The 16,034-nt window shown below is 73.0% G+C and carries 12 protein-coding genes; 11 read left to right on the forward strand and 1 reads right to left on the reverse strand.

The genetic code is table 11. From position 1 onward, the window contains the following. Positions 1–18: 18 nt before the first annotated feature. Complete coding sequence (locus tag OG472_RS17560) at positions 19–555, reverse strand: HNH endonuclease (protein WP_383575782.1); 537 nt, start codon at positions 553–555, stop codon at positions 19–21. Positions 556–824: 269 nt separating this feature from the next. On the opposite strand from OG472_RS17560, the gene OG472_RS17565 reads away from it, so the two are divergent. The 11 genes from OG472_RS17565 to OG472_RS17615 all read left to right on the forward strand — a co-directional run bounded on the left by OG472_RS17565 (position 825) and on the right by OG472_RS17615 (position 16,011). Then, the gene (locus OG472_RS17565) at positions 825–1,922 is read left to right on the forward strand and encodes a mechanosensitive ion channel family protein (protein ID WP_405941707.1); all 1,098 of its coding nucleotides are present in this window, start codon (positions 825–827) and stop codon (positions 1,920–1,922) included. A 135-nt stretch (positions 1,923–2,057) separates the two neighbouring features. Further along, positions 2,058–3,302 carry an ROK family protein gene (locus tag OG472_RS17570; RefSeq protein ID WP_405941708.1) on the forward strand — a complete coding sequence of 415 codons (1,245 nt, stop codon included), beginning with the start codon at positions 2,058–2,060 and terminating at the stop codon, positions 3,300–3,302. Positions 3,303–3,427: 125 nt separating this feature from the next. Beyond that, positions 3,428–4,762, forward strand: a complete 1,335-nt coding sequence (locus tag OG472_RS17575; protein ID WP_405830151.1) for an extracellular solute-binding protein — start codon at positions 3,428–3,430, stop codon at positions 4,760–4,762. Positions 4,763–4,919: 157 nt separating this feature from the next. Next, positions 4,920–5,801, forward strand: coding sequence for a carbohydrate ABC transporter permease (locus tag OG472_RS17580; protein ID WP_401602500.1), 882 nt, complete (start codon positions 4,920–4,922; stop codon positions 5,799–5,801). Next, positions 5,798–6,637 (forward strand): carbohydrate ABC transporter permease, encoded by an 840-nt coding sequence (locus OG472_RS17585; RefSeq protein ID WP_383575793.1) that lies wholly within the window; start codon positions 5,798–5,800, stop codon positions 6,635–6,637. Before OG472_RS17580 ends, OG472_RS17585 begins: the two co-directional genes overlap by 4 nt. 5 nt (positions 6,638–6,642) lie before the next feature. Continuing rightward, complete coding sequence (locus tag OG472_RS17590) at positions 6,643–7,908, forward strand: 6-phospho-beta-glucosidase (protein WP_405941709.1); 1,266 nt, start codon at positions 6,643–6,645, stop codon at positions 7,906–7,908. Further along, the gene (locus tag OG472_RS17595; protein WP_405941710.1) at positions 7,899–8,888 is read left to right on the forward strand and encodes an N-acetylglucosamine kinase; all 990 of its coding nucleotides are present in this window, start codon (positions 7,899–7,901) and stop codon (positions 8,886–8,888) included. Before OG472_RS17590 ends, OG472_RS17595 begins: the two co-directional genes overlap by 10 nt. Positions 8,889–9,096: 208 nt before the next feature. After that, on the forward strand, positions 9,097–10,506 hold the full coding sequence (locus OG472_RS17600) for a hypothetical protein (protein ID WP_405830155.1): 1,410 nt from the start codon (positions 9,097–9,099) through the stop codon (positions 10,504–10,506). Between the two features lie 164 nt (positions 10,507–10,670). Continuing rightward, positions 10,671–11,621 carry a glutamate ABC transporter substrate-binding protein gene (locus tag OG472_RS17605; RefSeq protein ID WP_401602501.1) on the forward strand — a complete coding sequence of 317 codons (951 nt, stop codon included), beginning with the start codon at positions 10,671–10,673 and terminating at the stop codon, positions 11,619–11,621. Positions 11,622–11,740: 119 nt separating this feature from the next. Continuing rightward, positions 11,741–13,030 (forward strand): hypothetical protein, encoded by a 1,290-nt coding sequence (locus tag OG472_RS17610; RefSeq protein WP_401602078.1) that lies wholly within the window; start codon positions 11,741–11,743, stop codon positions 13,028–13,030. Then, positions 13,027–16,011, forward strand: coding sequence for a tetratricopeptide repeat protein (locus OG472_RS17615; RefSeq protein ID WP_405941711.1), 2,985 nt, complete (start codon positions 13,027–13,029; stop codon positions 16,009–16,011). The genes OG472_RS17610 and OG472_RS17615 overlap by 4 nt, the downstream gene beginning before the upstream one ends. The last annotated feature ends 23 nt before the right edge of the window (positions 16,012–16,034 follow it).

A 16,034-nucleotide genomic window follows, 5' to 3' on the forward strand; every position in this document is an offset into this window, starting at 1 on the left:
ACCGGCGGCCCTGCGGAGCTACCCGGCCGCGACCCCGATGCGCTCCAGCGCGTCCTCGGCGCCGTACGGCTGGAGGTACGGCATCCACCGGGGGTCCCGGTGCCCCGTCCCGATGATCCGCCAGGCCAGCCCGGAGGGGGGCGCCGGCTGGTGCCGCAGGCGCCAGCCCAGCTCCAGCAGGTGCCGGTCGGCCTTGACGTGGTTGCAGCGGCGGCACGCGGCGACGACGTTGTCCCAGGCGTGCTGCCCGCCCCTGCTGCGCGGGATGACGTGGTCGACGCTGGTGGCGACGGCGCCGCAGTACATGCAGCGGCCGCCGTCCCGCGCGAACAGGGCCCGCCGGGTGAGTGGAACGGGCCCCCGGTAGGGGACCCGCACGAAGCGCTTGAGCCGTACCACGCTGGGAGCGGGGACGACCCTCGTCTCGCTGTGCAGATAGGCGCCGGATTCCTCCAGGGAGACCGCTTTGTTCTCCAGGACGAGGACGAGCGCGCGGCGGAGCGGTACGACGCCGAGGGGCTCGTACGACGCATTGAGGACCAGGACGTGCGGCACGGACTGCCTCCTTGTACGTCGGCGGCGCGTGGCTCGCGCCGGGACGATCTGCTCTCCAGTCTCTCCTTACGGCTGGTCGAAGCGCCACCACGTGCCCGTAACGGGTCCGAGGTGTTTTCAACCACAGTCAGTCATCCCCAGGTGAGTCTGGTCTCTCCCTCGAACACGGCACCAAGGTGAAGGGATTGCCCCGTTAGTGTGGTTGGTCTGGCCCGCACGACTTCCCCGGGACTCCGTCCGGGGGGACCCCAGCGGGCAGACCGCTATACATGGAGGTTCCCGTCGTGCCCTGGCCCGCCGCTCTGCTGCCGTTGGCAGCCGACGTTCCGGACGCGCCCGCTTCGGTCAAGGAGGCGCAGGCCAGCGTCACCGAGGCCGCGAGCTTCATCGAGCAGAACTGGGCCACCTGGCTGAGCATCGGTCTGCGGATCCTGCTGATCGTGGTGATCGCAGCGGTCATACGCTCGGCGGTCCGCAAGGCGCTGACCAAGCTGATAAACCGGATGAACACCAGCGCGGAGGCCGTGGAGGGCACCGCGCTCGGCGGGCTGCTGGTCAATGCCGAGCGGCGGCGCCAGCGTTCGGAGGCGATCGGCTCGGTCCTGCGTTCGGTGGCCTCGTTCCTGATCCTCGGCACGGCCGCGCTGATGGTCCTGGCCGCGCTGAAGATCGATCTGGCCCCGCTCCTGGCGAGTGCCGGTGTGGCCGGTGTGGCCATCGGTTTCGGCGCCCGGAACCTCGTCACGGACTTCCTGTCCGGCGTCTTCATGATCATGGAGGACCAGTACGGAGTCGGTGACAAGATCGACGCGGGCGTGGCCTCGGGCGAGGTCATAGAGGTCGGGCTGCGCGTGACCAAGCTGCGCGGGGACAACGGCGAGATCTGGTACGTGCGCAACGGCGAGATCAAGCGGATCGGCAACCTCAGCCAGGGCTGGGCGACCGCGGGCGTGGCCGTGCAGGTCAAGCCCACGGAGAACCTCTCGCGGATCCGCGAGGTGGTCCAGGAGGTCGCCGACACCCTGGCGAAGGAGTCCCCGTGGGACGAGCGCCTGTGGGGTCCGGTGGAGGTCCTCGGCCTGGACGAGGTGCTGCTCGCCTCGATGACGGTGAAGGTGTCGGCGAAGACGATGCCGGGCCAGCAGTTCGCGGTGGAGCGGGAACTGCGCTGGCGGATCAAGGAGGCCTTCGACGCCGCGGGCATCCGCATCATCGGCGGCGCGCCGGCCGCGGAGGACGGGGACGAGGCCCCGGCGGACCCGTCGGCCTCCGTCGCCGCGCCGTCGGCGCTGGCGAACCCGGCCTCCCCGCAGTCGCTGGCCACCACCCCGATCCCGCCGCCGGCCGGTCCGCGGATCACGAAGTAGCCGCTCCGCACCCGTTGCGTCCCCGCTGCCCCGCAGGTCATTCGCGAATGACCTGCGGGGCAGCGGCATTGACACCGATCACACAGTGATAGGAAACTTACCTAACAGATCGCCTCGGTGAGGGAGAGCCGCTCGATGCCCGCCGCCACGCCCGGAACACCCAGCCTGTTGCGCGCCATGAACGACCGGGCCGCGCTCGAACTCCTGCTGACGCACGGCCCGCTGTCGCGGACCCGCATCGGGCACCTGACCGGACTGTCCAAACCCACCGCCTCCCAGCTGCTGGCCCGCCTGGAAGCCGCCGGACTCGTCCTGGCCACCGGCACCGACGGCGGCCGCCCCGGCCCCAGCGCCCAGCTGTACGCGCTCAACCCCCGCGCCGCGTACGTCGGCGGGCTCGACGTCACCCCGGGGCGCGTGCTGGCGGCCGTCGCCGACCTCGCCGGGACGGTGATCGCCTCCCACGAAGTCCCGTACACCGAGGGCGCCCAGGCCGTGGACCAGGTGACCGAGGCCCTCGGCGGGGCCGTCAAGGCCGCCGGGCTGCACCGCTCCGACCTGCACCGGGTGGTCATCGCCACCCCGGGCGCCTTCGACCCGCAGAGCGGCCGGCTGCGCTACGCCAGCCACCTCCCCGGCTGGCACTCCCCCACCCTGCTCGAAGACCTGGCGGCGGCCCTGCCGATGCCCGTGGAGTACGAGAACGACGTCAACCTCGCCGCCGTCGCCGAGCAGCGCCTCGGCGCGGCCCGCGGCCACGAGGACTTCGTCCTGCTCTGGAACGAGGAGGGCCTCGGCGCCGCCCTGGTGCTCGGCGGCCGGCTGCACCGCGGCTGGACCGGCGGCGCGGGCGAGGTGGGCTTCCTGCCCGTGCCCGGCCGCCCCCTGGTCCGGCAGGTCACCCGGGCCAACTCCGGCGGCTACCAGGAGCTGGCCGGCGTGGAGGGACTGCCCCGGCTCGCCGCGGAACTGGGCATGGCGACCGCACCCGGGCCCGCCTCCGACGCTCCTGACGTCCCCGGCGGCCACGGCGGCCCGCACAGCCCCGAGGTCGCCGCCGCCGTCGCCCTGCTCGGGCGGGCCGCCGCCGCCCCCGAGGGCGCGCACCTGGCCTTCCTCCAGTCCTACGCCACCGCGCTCGCCACCGGTCTCGCCTCGCTCGTCGCCGTGCTGGACCCGGAGATCGTGGTCCTGTCCGGGGCCGCGATCAGCGCGGGCGGCGAGCCGCTGCGCGCACTTCTGGAGGCCGAACTCGCCGAACTGGCCCCTTCCCGGCCCCTCCTGGTCCCCGGCGAGGTACGGGAACGGCCGGTCCTGCACGGCGCGCTGGAGAGCGCACTGGCCGCGACCCGGGACGAAGTGTTCGACACCTCCCGCTGAACCACCCAGCCCCGACCGCCCCCGCACCTCCCGGTCCGGCACCCCCACGGGCCCCCACCGGGCCCCGCCGGCCCCGATCAGCCCCCCACCGGAAGTTTCGTCCTCCGCAGAGAGCGAGCCCCGCCATGCCCAGAACCGGACGCCTGACCACCGCAGCCGCCCTCCTCGCCGCGATATCCGCACTCGCCACGGCCTGTACGGGCCAGAGCGCGGACACGGCCTCCGACGACCCGAAGGCGGACGTCACCCTGAACTTCTGGCACGGCTGGTCCGCGCCGAGCGAGACCAAGGCGATCGAGGACAACATCGCCCGGTTCGAGCAGGCGCACCCGAACATCAAGGTCAAGGTCACCGGCAACATGACCGACGACAAGATCAACCAGGCCCTGCGGGCGGGCGGGGACAAGGCCCCCGACGTGGTGTCCTCCTTCACCACCGACAGCGTCGGCAAGTTCTGCAACTCCCGCGCCTTCGCCGACCTGAACCCCTTCCTCCAGAAGTCGGGGGTCGACAAGACGAAGGTCTTCCCCAAGACCCTGCTGGAGTACACCCAGTTCAACGGCAACCAGTGCACGCTGCCGCTGCTGCACGACGCGTACGGCCTCGTCTACAACAAGACCGCCTTCGCGGCCGCCGGCATCACCGAACCCCCCAGGACGTGGAGCCAGTTCACCGAGGTCGCGCAGAAGCTGACCAAACCCAAGGGGGACTCGTACGAGCAGGTCGGGCTGATGCCCACCTTCCACGGCTACGAGACCAAGCCGACGCGCCTCGCGGCTCAGTGGGGCGCCACGTACTTCGGAGCCGACGGCAAGTCCAACCTGGCCGGGGACCCGGCCTTCGCCAAGATGCTGACCGCGCAGAAGGACCTGGTGGACAAGCTCGGCGGCTACGAGAAGCTGGAGAGGTTCCGCAACACCTTCGGTGACGAGTGGAGCGCCGAGCACCCCTTCCACCTGGGGCTGGTCGCGATGCAGATCGACGGCGAGTGGCGGGCGCCGATGGCCGGGGAGGCGGGCGTCACGTTCGAGATCGGCACCGCGCCGCTGCCCGTCCCGGACGAGCAGGCCGCCGACTACGGCAAGGGCTACCTCTCCGGCACGATCATGGGCATCGCCTCCGGCAGCAAGAAGCAGAACGCGGCCTGGGAGCTGGTCAAGTACATGACCACCGACACCGAGGCGGTGGTGGCCTTCGCCAACGCCATCCACAACGTGCCCTCCACCGTGGCGGCCCTGGAGTCCCCGAACCTCAAGGTGACCCCGGAGTTCAAGACCTTCCTCGACATCGCCCGGCACCCGAAGTCCGGCACCACCCCGGCCCAGGCCGACGGCGGCACCTACCAGCTGACCTTCGAGGACTTCGCGTACGGGGTCGAGAAGGGCGATGTCACCGACATCCCGGCCGGACTCGCCAAGACCGACCAGCAGATCGACACGGACATCGCGAAGGCGAAGTAGCCCGGTGACCACGACGACCGGCGCAACCGGCGCGAGCGGCACGACGGGCACGAGCGGCACGACGGGCGCAACGGGAACGACGGGGACGACGGGCGCCACCAGCGCACGCCTCCTGCGGTCGAAGCGCCGCCGCTCCGCCCTGCGGACCGCGGCCTTCATGTCCCCCTGGCTCATCGGGTTCGCGGTCTTCTTCGCCTACCCCCTCCTGTCCACCCTGTACTTCTCCTTCACCCGGTACGACGGCTTCCGGCAGCCGTCCTTCAACGGCCTGGACAACTGGAGCTACGTCTTCACGGACTATCCGCTCTTCTGGCCGGCCATGCGCAACACCCTGTGGCTGGTGGCGGTGATGGTGACCTGCCGGGTCGCCTTCGGCCTCGGCGTCGGCCTGCTCGTCACGAAGATCAAGACGGGGGTCGGGATCTTCCGGACCCTGTTCTACCTGCCCTACCTGGCCCCGCCCGTCGCCGCGACCCTGGCCTTCGTCTTCCTGCTCAACCCCGGCACCGGCCCCGCCAACACCCTGCTGGACGCGGCGGGACTGCCCACCCCGGGCTGGTTCACCGACGCCGACTGGTCCAAGCCGGCGCTCACCGCCCTCGCCCTGTGGGGGGTGGGCGACCTGATGGTCATCTTCATGGCCGCACTGCTCGACGTACCGAAGGAGCAGTACGAGGCCGCCGAGCTGGACGGGGCCGGGGCCTGGGCGCGGTTCCGGCACATCACCCTGCCCAACATCTCGCCGATCATCGCCTTCGCGGTGGTCACCGGCGTCATCCAGGCCATGCAGTACTACGCCCAGCCGCTGGTGGCGGGAAAGGTCGCGGCCGGGGTCATCGGCGGCTCCGGCCAGCAGTTCGAGCCCGGCTACCCCGACAAGTCCACCCTGACCCTGCCGCAGCTCGTCTACAACCTCGGGTTCCAGCGCTTCGACTACGGCACGGCGTGTGTCGTCGCGCTCGTCCTCTTCGCCCTCTCCATGGCCTTCACCGCGCTCCTGATGCGGCGCCGTGGCGGACTGATCGGAGCAGGTGAGTGAGCACGCACGGACGCAAGGCCGTACTCCACTGGATCGGCGTCCACGCGCTCGGCGTGGCCGCGGCCCTCTTCTTCGTCCTCCCCTTCGTCTTCATCCTGCTCACCTCCCTGATGGGCGACCGGCAGGCGCTGACCCGCGACCTGTGGCCCGACCCCTGGGAATGGGACAACTACGCCACGGTCTGGAACACGCCCGGATTCCTGACCTGGTGGCGCAACACCCTGTTGTACGCCGGGCTCGGCACCCTGTTGACCGTGGTCTCCTCCGTGCCCGTCGCGTACGCGCTCGCCAAGTTCCGCTTCCGCCTGCGGCGGCTCTCGCTGCTGCTCGTGATCGCCATGATGATGCTGCCGCCGCAGGTGGTGGTGATCCCCATGTACCTCTTCTGGGCCAAGCAGCTCGACCTGTCCGGCACCCTGTGGCCGCTGATCGTCCCGATGGCCTTCGGCGACGCCTTCTCGATCTTCCTGCTCCGCCAGTTCCTGCTGACCATCCCCGACGAGTACCTGGATGCGGCCCGCGTCGACGGCTGCGGCGAGGTGCGCACCCTGCTGCGCGTGGTGCTGCCGATGGCCAAGCCCGGGATCGCCGCCGTCGCCCTGTTCCAGTTCTTCTCCGCCTGGAACGACTACTTCGGCCCGCAGATCTACGCCTCCGACAACCCGGCCGCCTGGACCCTCAGTTACGGGCTGGAGTCCTTCAAGGGGGCGCACCACACCAACTGGAACCTGACCATGGCCGCGACCGTACTGGTCATGGCACCGGTGATCGTCCTCTTCTTCTTCGCCCAGAAGGCGTTCGTCGAGGGAGTCACCCTGACCGGCGTGAAAGGCTGACGACGATGAAACTCGCAGTGGTGGGCGGCGGTTCCACCTACACCCCCGAACTGATCGACGGCTTCGCACGGCTGCGCGACACCCTGCCGGTCGGCGAGCTCGTCCTGATCGACCCAGCCACCGACCGGCTGGACCTCATCGGCGGCCTGGCCCGGCGGATCTTCGCCCGGCAGGGGCACCCCGGCCGGGTGACCACCACCACCGACCTCGACGCGGGAGTCGACGGGGCCGACGCGGTCCTGCTCCAGCTGCGCATCGGCGGCCAGGCCTCCCGGCTGCAGGACGAGACCTGGCCCCTGGAGTGCGGCTGCGTCGGACAGGAGACCACGGGCGCGGGCGGCCTCGCCAAGGCCCTGCGCACGGTCCCGGTGGTCCTCGACATCGCCGAACGGGTCCGGCGGGCCAGCCCGGACGCGTGGATCATCGACTTCACCAACCCGGTCGGGATCGTCACCCGGGCCCTCCTCCAGGCCGGGCACAAGGCCGTCGGGCTGTGCAACGTCGCCATCGGCTTCCAGCGGAAGTTCGCCGCCCTGCTGGACCTGGCCCCCGCCGACATCCACCTGGACCACGTGGGCCTCAACCACCTCACCTGGGAACTGGGCGTGCGCCGGGGCGGCCCCGACGGCGAGGACCTGCTGCCGCGGCTGCTCGCCGCGCACGGCGAGGCGATCGCCGGGGACATCCGCCTGCCGCGGGCGGTGCTGGACCGGCTCGGCGTCGTGCCCTCGTACTACCTGCGCTACTTCTACGCCCACGACCAGGTCGTACGGGAACTCGGCACGAAGCCCTCGCGGGCCGCCGAGGTCGCCGCGATGGAGCGGGAACTGCTCGCCCTGTACGGGGACCCCGCGCTCGACGAGAAGCCGGCACTGCTGGCGAAGCGGGGCGGCGCCTTCTACTCGGAGGCGGCCGTGGACCTGGCCGCCTCCCTGCTGGCCGACGGCGGCCCGGCCGTCCAGGTGGTCAACACGTACAACAACGGCACCCTGCCCTTCCTCCCGGACGACGCGGTCGTCGAGGTGCAGGCGCGCATCGACGCCTCGGGCCCGCGGCCGCTGGCGGTCCCGCGGCTGGACCCGCTCCACTCCGGGCTGATCTCGCACGTGACGGCGTACGAGGACCTCGCACTGGACGCGGCGCTGCGCGGCGGGCGCGAGCGGGTCTTCAAGGCACTGCTCGCGCACCCGCTGGTCGGCCAGTTCGACCTGGCCGAGGGGCTGACCGACCGGCTCCTCGCGCACAACAAGGAGCACCTGCCATGGGCGTGACCCTCTGCTCCGTCCTGGCGATCGACGCGGGCAACAGCAAGACGGACGTGGCGCTCCTCGGTCCGGACGGCTCGGTCCTGGTCTCCGGGCAGGCCGGCGGCTTCCAGCCGTCCCGGACGGGGGTGGCCGCGGCCGTCGACGTGATCGCCGAGGCGATGGCCTCCGTCGGGATGTACGTCAGGGGGGAGGTCGGGCCCTGCGCCGAGCACGTGTCGGCCTGCCTGGCCAACGCGGACTTCCCGGTGGAGGAGTGGAAGCTGGCGCGCGAGATCAAGCGCCGCAACTGGGGGCGCGTGACGGAGGTGCACAACGACACCTTCGCCCTGCTGCGCGCCGGCCTGCCCGTGGGCGCCGAGCCGCGCGGCGTGGCCGTGGTGTGCGGGGCCGGCATCAACTGCGTCGGGATGACCCCCGACGGGCGGACCGCGCGCTTCCCCGCGATCGGGCGGATCTCCGGCGACTGGGGCGGCGGGGGCGGACTGGCCGACGAGGCCCTGTGGTTCGCGGCGCGGGCCGAGGACGGCCGGGGCGAGCCGACGGAACTGGCCCGGGCGCTCCCCGCGCACTTGGGCCTCGACTCGATGGCCTCGCTGATCGAGGCGATGCACCTGGGCCGGGTCCCGGCCGGCCGGCGGCACGAACTGACCCCGGTGCTGTTCGCGGTGGCGGCCGCCGGCGACCCGGTGGCGCTGTCGCTGGTGCACCGGCAGGCGGACGAGATCGTGGCCATGGCCTCGGTGGCACTGGGCCGCCTGGGCCTGCTGGACGAGGAGGTGCCCGTGGTGCTGGGCGGCGGCGTCCTGGCGGCCCGGCACCCGCAGCTGAACGACCGCATCGCGGCACGCCTCGCCGACCGCGCCCCCCGCGCCCGCATCCACGTGGTCACGGCCCCACCGGTCCTGGGCGCCGGCCTCCTCGGCCTGGACGCCCTCGGCTCCCCACCCCTCGCCTACGGAAAACTCCGTGCCCATTTCGGGTGAACCCGCCCCGGAAGGCCGCCGGTCTGGAACCGTGGCGCCCGTGCACGCGTATTGACGGTGAAGGGGTGGCGGAGGGCGCCCCAGGGAGTGGATCTTCCCGGATACAGCACCGGGTGCTGTGGTCGACCGGCACTACGTCCATACTGCTGCGCAGGGGGTGCCTCCCGCCGTTGGCCGGGGGGACTACAGGACCGAGGGGGAGGTCACGGTGGCGATCACATCACGCGCGCCCGCGCCCGGGGGCGGTGGTGCCGTGCCGCCCGCGGGGGCACCGGCTTCGCCGCCCGACGGGCCGCCCGGGCGGAGCACCGCCTGGGCCGAGGGTGTGGAGCGGCTGCGCGAGGCGGCGACCACCGAGCCCGGCCGGCTGCGGATCATCGGCGCCGCACTGGCCGCACTGATCGTGCTGTTCGGCACGGTGAGCGTGTGGGAGATCTCCGGCCGGACCACCGCCGCCGACGACGTCGTGGGCCGCAGCCAGCCGCTGAGCGCGGACGCGGCGAGCATCTACCGCTCCCTCGCGGACGCCGACACGACCTCCTCCAGCGGCTTCCTGCTGGGCGCCCAGGAACCGCGCGAGGTCCGACAGCGGTACGAGAAGGACATCGCGAACGCCTCCAAGCTGCTGGTGAGCGCGGCCGCCAACACCGGCGGCAACGAGGACTCCCGCGAGCAGATCGCCCTGCTGAGCGAGCAGCTGCCGCGCTACACCGGCCTGATCGAACAGGCCCGGGCCACCAACCGGCAGGGGCTGCCGCTGGGCGGCGCCTACCTCCGCTACGCCAACGAACAGATGACCACCCAGCTGCTGCCCGCCGCGCAGCGGCTCTACGAGGCGGAGACCGGCCGGCTCTACAAGGACTACGACGACGCCCGGTCCTGGCCGCTGGCCTCGCTCGGTGCGGGCCTGCTCGCGCTCGCCGGCCTCGTGTGGGCGCAGCGCCGCAACTACCGGCACACCAACCGGGTCTTCAACCACGGGCTGCTGGCCGCGACGGCCGCGTCGGTGGTCGTGCTGCTGTGGCTGGCCGTCGGCCACACGGTGGCGCGGTCCTCGCTGAGTGAAGCGCGGGTGGACGGGCAGGAGTCGATGAAGGTGCTCAACGACGCGCGGATCGCCTCCTTGCAGGCGCGGGCCGGTGAGAACCTGACTCTGATCGCGCGGGGCGCCGTACTGGCGGAGGACAAGAAGTCCGACAAGTACGACGTGGACTTCACGAACAACATGAAGCAGTTGGACGCCGGGCTGGCGACCGCGCTGCGACTGGCCGACGACGAGGCCGGCCGGGGCCCGGTGAGCCGCGCCGTGGGCGGCGTGGAGCAGTGGAAGCAGCGGCACACGGCGGCCCGGGAGGCGGACTTGAAGGGCGACTACGAATCCGCGCTGCCCCAGGTCGTCGGGGACGAGAAGCACAAGGAGAGCAGCGGGGCCGCCTTCGACACGGTGGACGCCTCCTTGGAGCAGGCCGTGGCCCACGAGCAGCGGGAGTTCACCCGTGCGGCCCGGGACGGGATCGGCGCGATGGGCGGTCTGGTGACGGGATCGGCGATCCTGGTGGTCATCGGCGCGGCGGCCGCCCTGCTCGGTATCGGGCGCAGGCTTTCGGAGTACAGGTGAGCGCGATGCGGATACGAGCGAGGCGGGCCGCCGGAGGTCACGAGCAGTACGAGGGGCAAGCGGGACACGAGGCCCTCGGGGGCCGTGCCGCGGCTCCGGGCGGCGGCGCGTCCGGGGTGCGGCGGGCCGCCGGCCGGCTGCGCGGCTGGGGCGGCGTGAGCGCGATGGCCGTCGCCTGTGCGGTGACGGCCGCGGTCGTGCTGCTGCCGCTGGCCCACGCGGCGCCCGAGACCGGCGGGCCGGCGCTCCGCAAGCCCGCCGCGATGGCGGTGGCGCCGGCCGCGCCGTGGGCCCAGGCCGACACCTGTCAGGACCCCGAGGCGAGCCTGCGCCCGTCCGACGTGGACGGGGCGGCCATCGCGCGGATCAAGGCGGCGGGCAAGCTCGTCGCCGGCGTCGACCAGAACAGCTTCCGCTGGGGCTACCGCAACCAGAGCGCCGAGGGCAGCCGCCTCGACGGCTTCGACATCGACCTGGTCAAGGCCATCGCCAGGGACATCCTGGGCGACGAGAACGCGGTCATCTACCGGGCCATCCCCACCAGCCAGCGCATCCCGGCGCTCCAGGAGGGCCGTGTCGACATCGTCGTGCGGACCATGACCATCAACTGCAAGCGGCTGGAGGACGTGGCCTTCTCGACGGCCTACTTCGAGGCCGGGCAGCAGGTGCTGGCCCCCAAGGGTTCGCCGATCACCGGGTACGACACCTCGCTGAAGGACAAGCGGATCTGCTTCGCGGCCGGTTCCACGGCGGAGGCGGCGCTGAAGTCGCAGTCGTACGGCTCGGTCCCGGTCACCGTGGCCAACCAGCTGGACTGCCTGGTGCGGCTCCAGCTGGGCGAGGTCGACGGCATCATCACGGACAACGCCCTCGCGGCCGGCCAGGCGGCGCAGGACCCCTCGGTGCAGCTGGTGGGCTCGCCCTTCACCCGGGAGTTCTACGGCGTGGCGATGAACAAGGACGCCTCGGACCTGGTACGCCGGGTCAACAAGGTGCTGGAGGGCTACCGCGCGGGCGGCAGTGACAGCCCCTGGATGAGGGCGTACCTCAAGCACCTCCAGCCCGTGCTGCCCGGCGTGTCCGCGCCGCCCGCTCCCAAGTACCGGGACGGCTGAGGCCGGTGGCGGTTTCGGGTACGGGACCGGGCGCGGGGCCGGACACGGAGCACGCGGAGAGGGACACGGAGGCGGCAGCGGAAGCGGAGGCACAGTCGGTGGAGGCGGGTTCGGCAGTGATGGACCGGGACGGCGTCGACCGCGCCCTGGCCCGGCTGGGCGCGGAGCACGAGGCCGTCGAGACCTCGCTGCTCGCCCTCCAGGACCACGCGGGGCGCCGGCTGCTGGAGGGCGCCGCGCTGACCGGGATCACCAAGGACCGGTGGGCGGCCGCCGACGCGGACATCAGCCGGCTGTGGACGTACTTCGACGCCTACAGCGGGGCCCTGACCGCCGCCCGGGAGGTCCGGGAGCGGCGCCGCTGGCCGAACCGCGAGGACCTGATCGAGCTGACGGAGCGGCTGCGCGGACCGGGCGTGCTGATCGCGGGGGCCGCGGCGGAGGGCGTCGCGCTGGCGGAGCGGCTCTCGCTCGCCGAGCTGGTGGCGCGGATGAACGGTCTGTACGCGCGTTCGCTGGACGTGGTGGTCGCCGCCGACGCCGTGTGGTCGGCGCTGCCCGCCCGGATCGACCTGCTCGCCGCCGAGCTGCACCGCACCCGCTCGCTCGCCCACTCGGTGGGCGTGCGCCCGGGCGAGCATCCCTCGGGCGACGACCTGGAGGACATCACCGCGGAGCTGACGCAGCTGCGGGCACAGGTGATCGCGGACCCGCTGGCCTTCTGGCTGCCGGTGACGGGGAGCGCGGCGCCCGGTGGCGGCCGTCCGGACACGGGGCGCTACGACCGGGCCGCGCTCGCGCTGGAGGACGTACGCCGGGAGGTCGAGGCGGTGCTGGACGTGCGACAGGACGCCGAGCAGCGGCTGATCAGCCTGCGGGACGTGCTGTCGCGGGCCGACCGGACCCTGGCGGAGGCGCGGACGGCGCGCGGTGAGGTGCTGGCGAAGATCGCCGCGTCCGAGGTGCCGGCGGTGAGCGGCCCTCCGACGGTGCTGCAGGAGCAGCTGGCGGCGGCGGCCGAGCACCGGCGCCGGTCGCGCTGGCACCGGCTCTCGCCGCTGCTGGAATCGCTGGAGGTCCGGGCCGAGGAGGAACTGCGACGGGCCCGTGAATCGTTGACAGCTGTGACGGCGCCACTGGCGGTACGGGCCGAGCTGCGCGGGCGGCTCGACGCGTACAAGGCGAAGGTGGCCCGCCACGGAATGGCGGAGGATCCGGTGCTGGTCGAGCGGTACGACGCGGCCCGCCGGATGCTGTGGAGCGCGCCCTGCGACCTGCGGGCCGCCGAGCAGGCCGTCCTGCGCTACCAGCAGGCGGCGGCGGAGTCGCTGGTGCCGCAGCAGGTGAGGCACGAAGATCACCGGCCCGAGCAGTTCCGGCCCGGCGGGCCGGGGAAGGAGGACGCATGAGTCTGGTCGGAACCGCGTGCGTTCGCCCCGGCTGCCCGGGGACGTACGAGGACATGGGCGGCGGTGAGCTGTACTGCGACACCTGCGGGCTGGCGCCGGTCGGCGCGGTCGCGGCGGGTGCGGACGATCTGGTGTCGCCCCCGACGGGGATGACGAGCGCGGCCCGGGGCTCGCTGGGGTCCGGCGGGTCGCGCGGGTCGATGGGTTCGCAGGGCTCGCACGGCTCGGCGCGGTCCTCGGCCTCGGCCCGCTCCTCGCGGTCCTCCTCGTCGCGTCGCTCGGTGTCGGGGCGGCTGTCGCGGTCCCTGTCGGGGACGGCGTCCACCCGGTCGGTGTCGGTGCGCAGTTCGGGTTCGGCGGCGTCCTCGGGGCGCAGCCGGCTGGGAGCCGGGCTGGTCAACGTTCCGGAGGTGCCGCGTCCGGATCCTTCGGCGGCGGTCCTGGAGAACCCGGAGGTGCCGGAGCGCAAGCGGTTCTGCTCGCGCTCGGACTGCGGGGCCCCGGTGGGCCGCTCCCGCGGGGACCGGCCGGGCCGGACGGAGGGGTTCTGCACCAAGTGCGGGCACCCCTACTCCTTCGTGCCCAAGCTGAACGCGGGCGACGTGGTGCGCGGCCAGTACGAGGTGGCGGGCTGCCTCGCGCACGGCGGTCTCGGCTGGGTGTACCTGGCGGTGGACCGGGCGGTCGCGGACCGGTGGGTGGTCCTCAAGGGCCTGCTCGACACCGGCGACCAGGACGCGATGGAGGCCGCGATATCGGAGCGGCGCTTCCTCGCGGAGATCGAGCACTCCAACATCGTGCGGATCTACAACTTCGTGGAGCACCTGGACCAGCGGACGGGTTCGCTGGACGGGTACATCGTCATGGAGTACGTCGGCGGCAAGTCGCTGAAGGAGATCGCGAACGAGCGGCGGCGGCCGGACGGGCGGCGCGATCCGCTGCCGGTGGAGCAGGCGTGCGCGTACGGGATCGAGGCGCTGGAGGCGCTGGGGCACCTGCACAGCAGGAACCTGCTGTACTGCGACTTCAAGGTCGACAACGCGATCCAGCAGCAGGACCAGCTGAAGCTGATCGACATGGGCGCGGTGCGCCGGATGGACGACGAGCAGTCGGCCATCTACGGCACGGTGGGCTATCAGGCACCGGAGGTCGCGGAGCTGGGCCCGTCGGTCGCCTCCGACCTCTACACGGTGGCGCGGACGCTGGCGGTCCTGACCTTCGACTTCCAGGGCTACACCAATGTGTTCGTGGATTCGCTGCCGGACCCCGAGCACATCGAGGTGTTCAGACGGTACGAGTCCTTCTACCGGCTGCTCGTACGGGCGACGGACCCGGATCCGGGGCGGCGGTTCTCCTCGGCGCAGGAGATGGCGGACCAGCTGACGGGCGTGCTGCGCGAGGTGGTCGCGCTCCAGACGGGCCGGCCGCGGCCCCAGCTGTCGACCCTCTTCGGCCCGGAACTGCGCGTTCCGGACACCCAGCTGTTCGCCGACGCCTCTTCGGGCACGGTCGTGTCCCGGCTGGGCCACCGCCCGATCGCCTCCCGGCCGCTCGCCTTCCGGCGGGGTGGCGGACTGTTCGGGGCCCTCGGCCGCGGCCCGGCCCGTTCCACGGGAGCGCACGCGCCGGGCGGCGCGGCCCTGTCCACCGGGGCGGCCGGCGGGCAGGCCCACACGCTCACCGGCGGCACTCCGCCGGGCGGGACGCCCCTGCCCGCGGCGTCCGGACCGTGGGGACCCGCGCACAGCGGGACGGCGGTGCCCGCCGGCCACCAGGCCGGTGCGGCCGGGCTGCCCGGCACCCCGCCGGGAGGCGCCGCCCTGCCGGCCGGAGCCCCGCCCGGGGCGGTCGGCCCGTGGGGTCGGTCGCACGGCGGCCCGGCCGGTACGGGGGCGCACGCGCCCGGGGCGGCCGGGGCGCCGCTGCCCGGCCTCGGGAGCACCGCCACGCATGTGGCGGCGGCGCCCGTGCCCCGGGCCCGTCAGGCTCCGGCAGCGGGGCCCGCACCGGCCCCGGTGTCCCTTGCCGCTCCCACCGCGGCCGCGGCCCCGGCGGGAGCGACCACCCTCGACGCCGGCGACACCGCGCTGGCGCTGCCCGTGCCGCTGGTGGACGCGGGCGATCCGAACGCCGGTTTCCTCACCGGTCTGCTGGCCTCCGCGCCGGGCGACCTGCTGGGCGCGCTGGCCTCGGCTCCCGCCGACTCGGCCGAGCTGCGGCTGCGCGAGCTGCGGGCCCGGCTGGAGCTGGGCGAGCTGTCCTCGGCCGGGCGCACCCTGGCGGAGCTGGAGGCCCGGCATCCGGACGACTGGCGGGTGGTGTGGGCCCGTGGCATCGCCTCGCTGGCCAGTGGTGAGAACGAGATCGCGGCCCTGTCCTTCGACGCGATCTACGACGCCTTCCCGGGCGAGCCCGCACCGAAGCTGGCCCTCGGGCTGTGCGCGGAGGTGCTGGGCCAGCTGGACAACGCCGCCGAGTACTACCGGCTCGTGTGGATCACCGACCCCGGTTTCGTGAGCGCGGCCTTCGGGCTGGCCCGGGTCCAGCTGGCCGCCGGCGACCGGGACGCAGCCGTGCGGACGCTGGAATCCGTACCGGAGGCGTCCATCCACTACACCGCCGCCCGGGTGGCGGCCGTACGCGCACGTCTGCGCGACCGGTCCCCGGAGGAGCCGCTGCTGGCCGACCTGGCGGCCGCAGCCGACCAGGTGGAGGCGCTGCGGCGGTTCGGTCTGGACCCGGAGCGGCAGGAGCGGCTCGCGACGGAGGTTCTGGGCTCGGCCCTGGACTGGGTACTGTCGGGTAGCCGGGGTTCCGACCCCGGCCGGACCTCGCTGCTCGGCAGTCAACTGGACGAGCGGGGCCTGCGCTTCGGACTGGAGCGCTCGTACCGCGTCCTCGCACGGCTGGCGCAGCGTGGCGAGGAGAGGATCGAACTGGTGGAGCGGGCAAACCGTTTCCGTCCCCGGACGTGGGTGTGAGTGATGTCGATGCATCGGCTGTC

Source organism: Streptomyces sp. NBC_00207 (assembly GCF_045160965.1).
Taxonomy (GTDB): domain Bacteria; phylum Actinomycetota; class Actinomycetes; order Streptomycetales; family Streptomycetaceae; genus Streptomyces.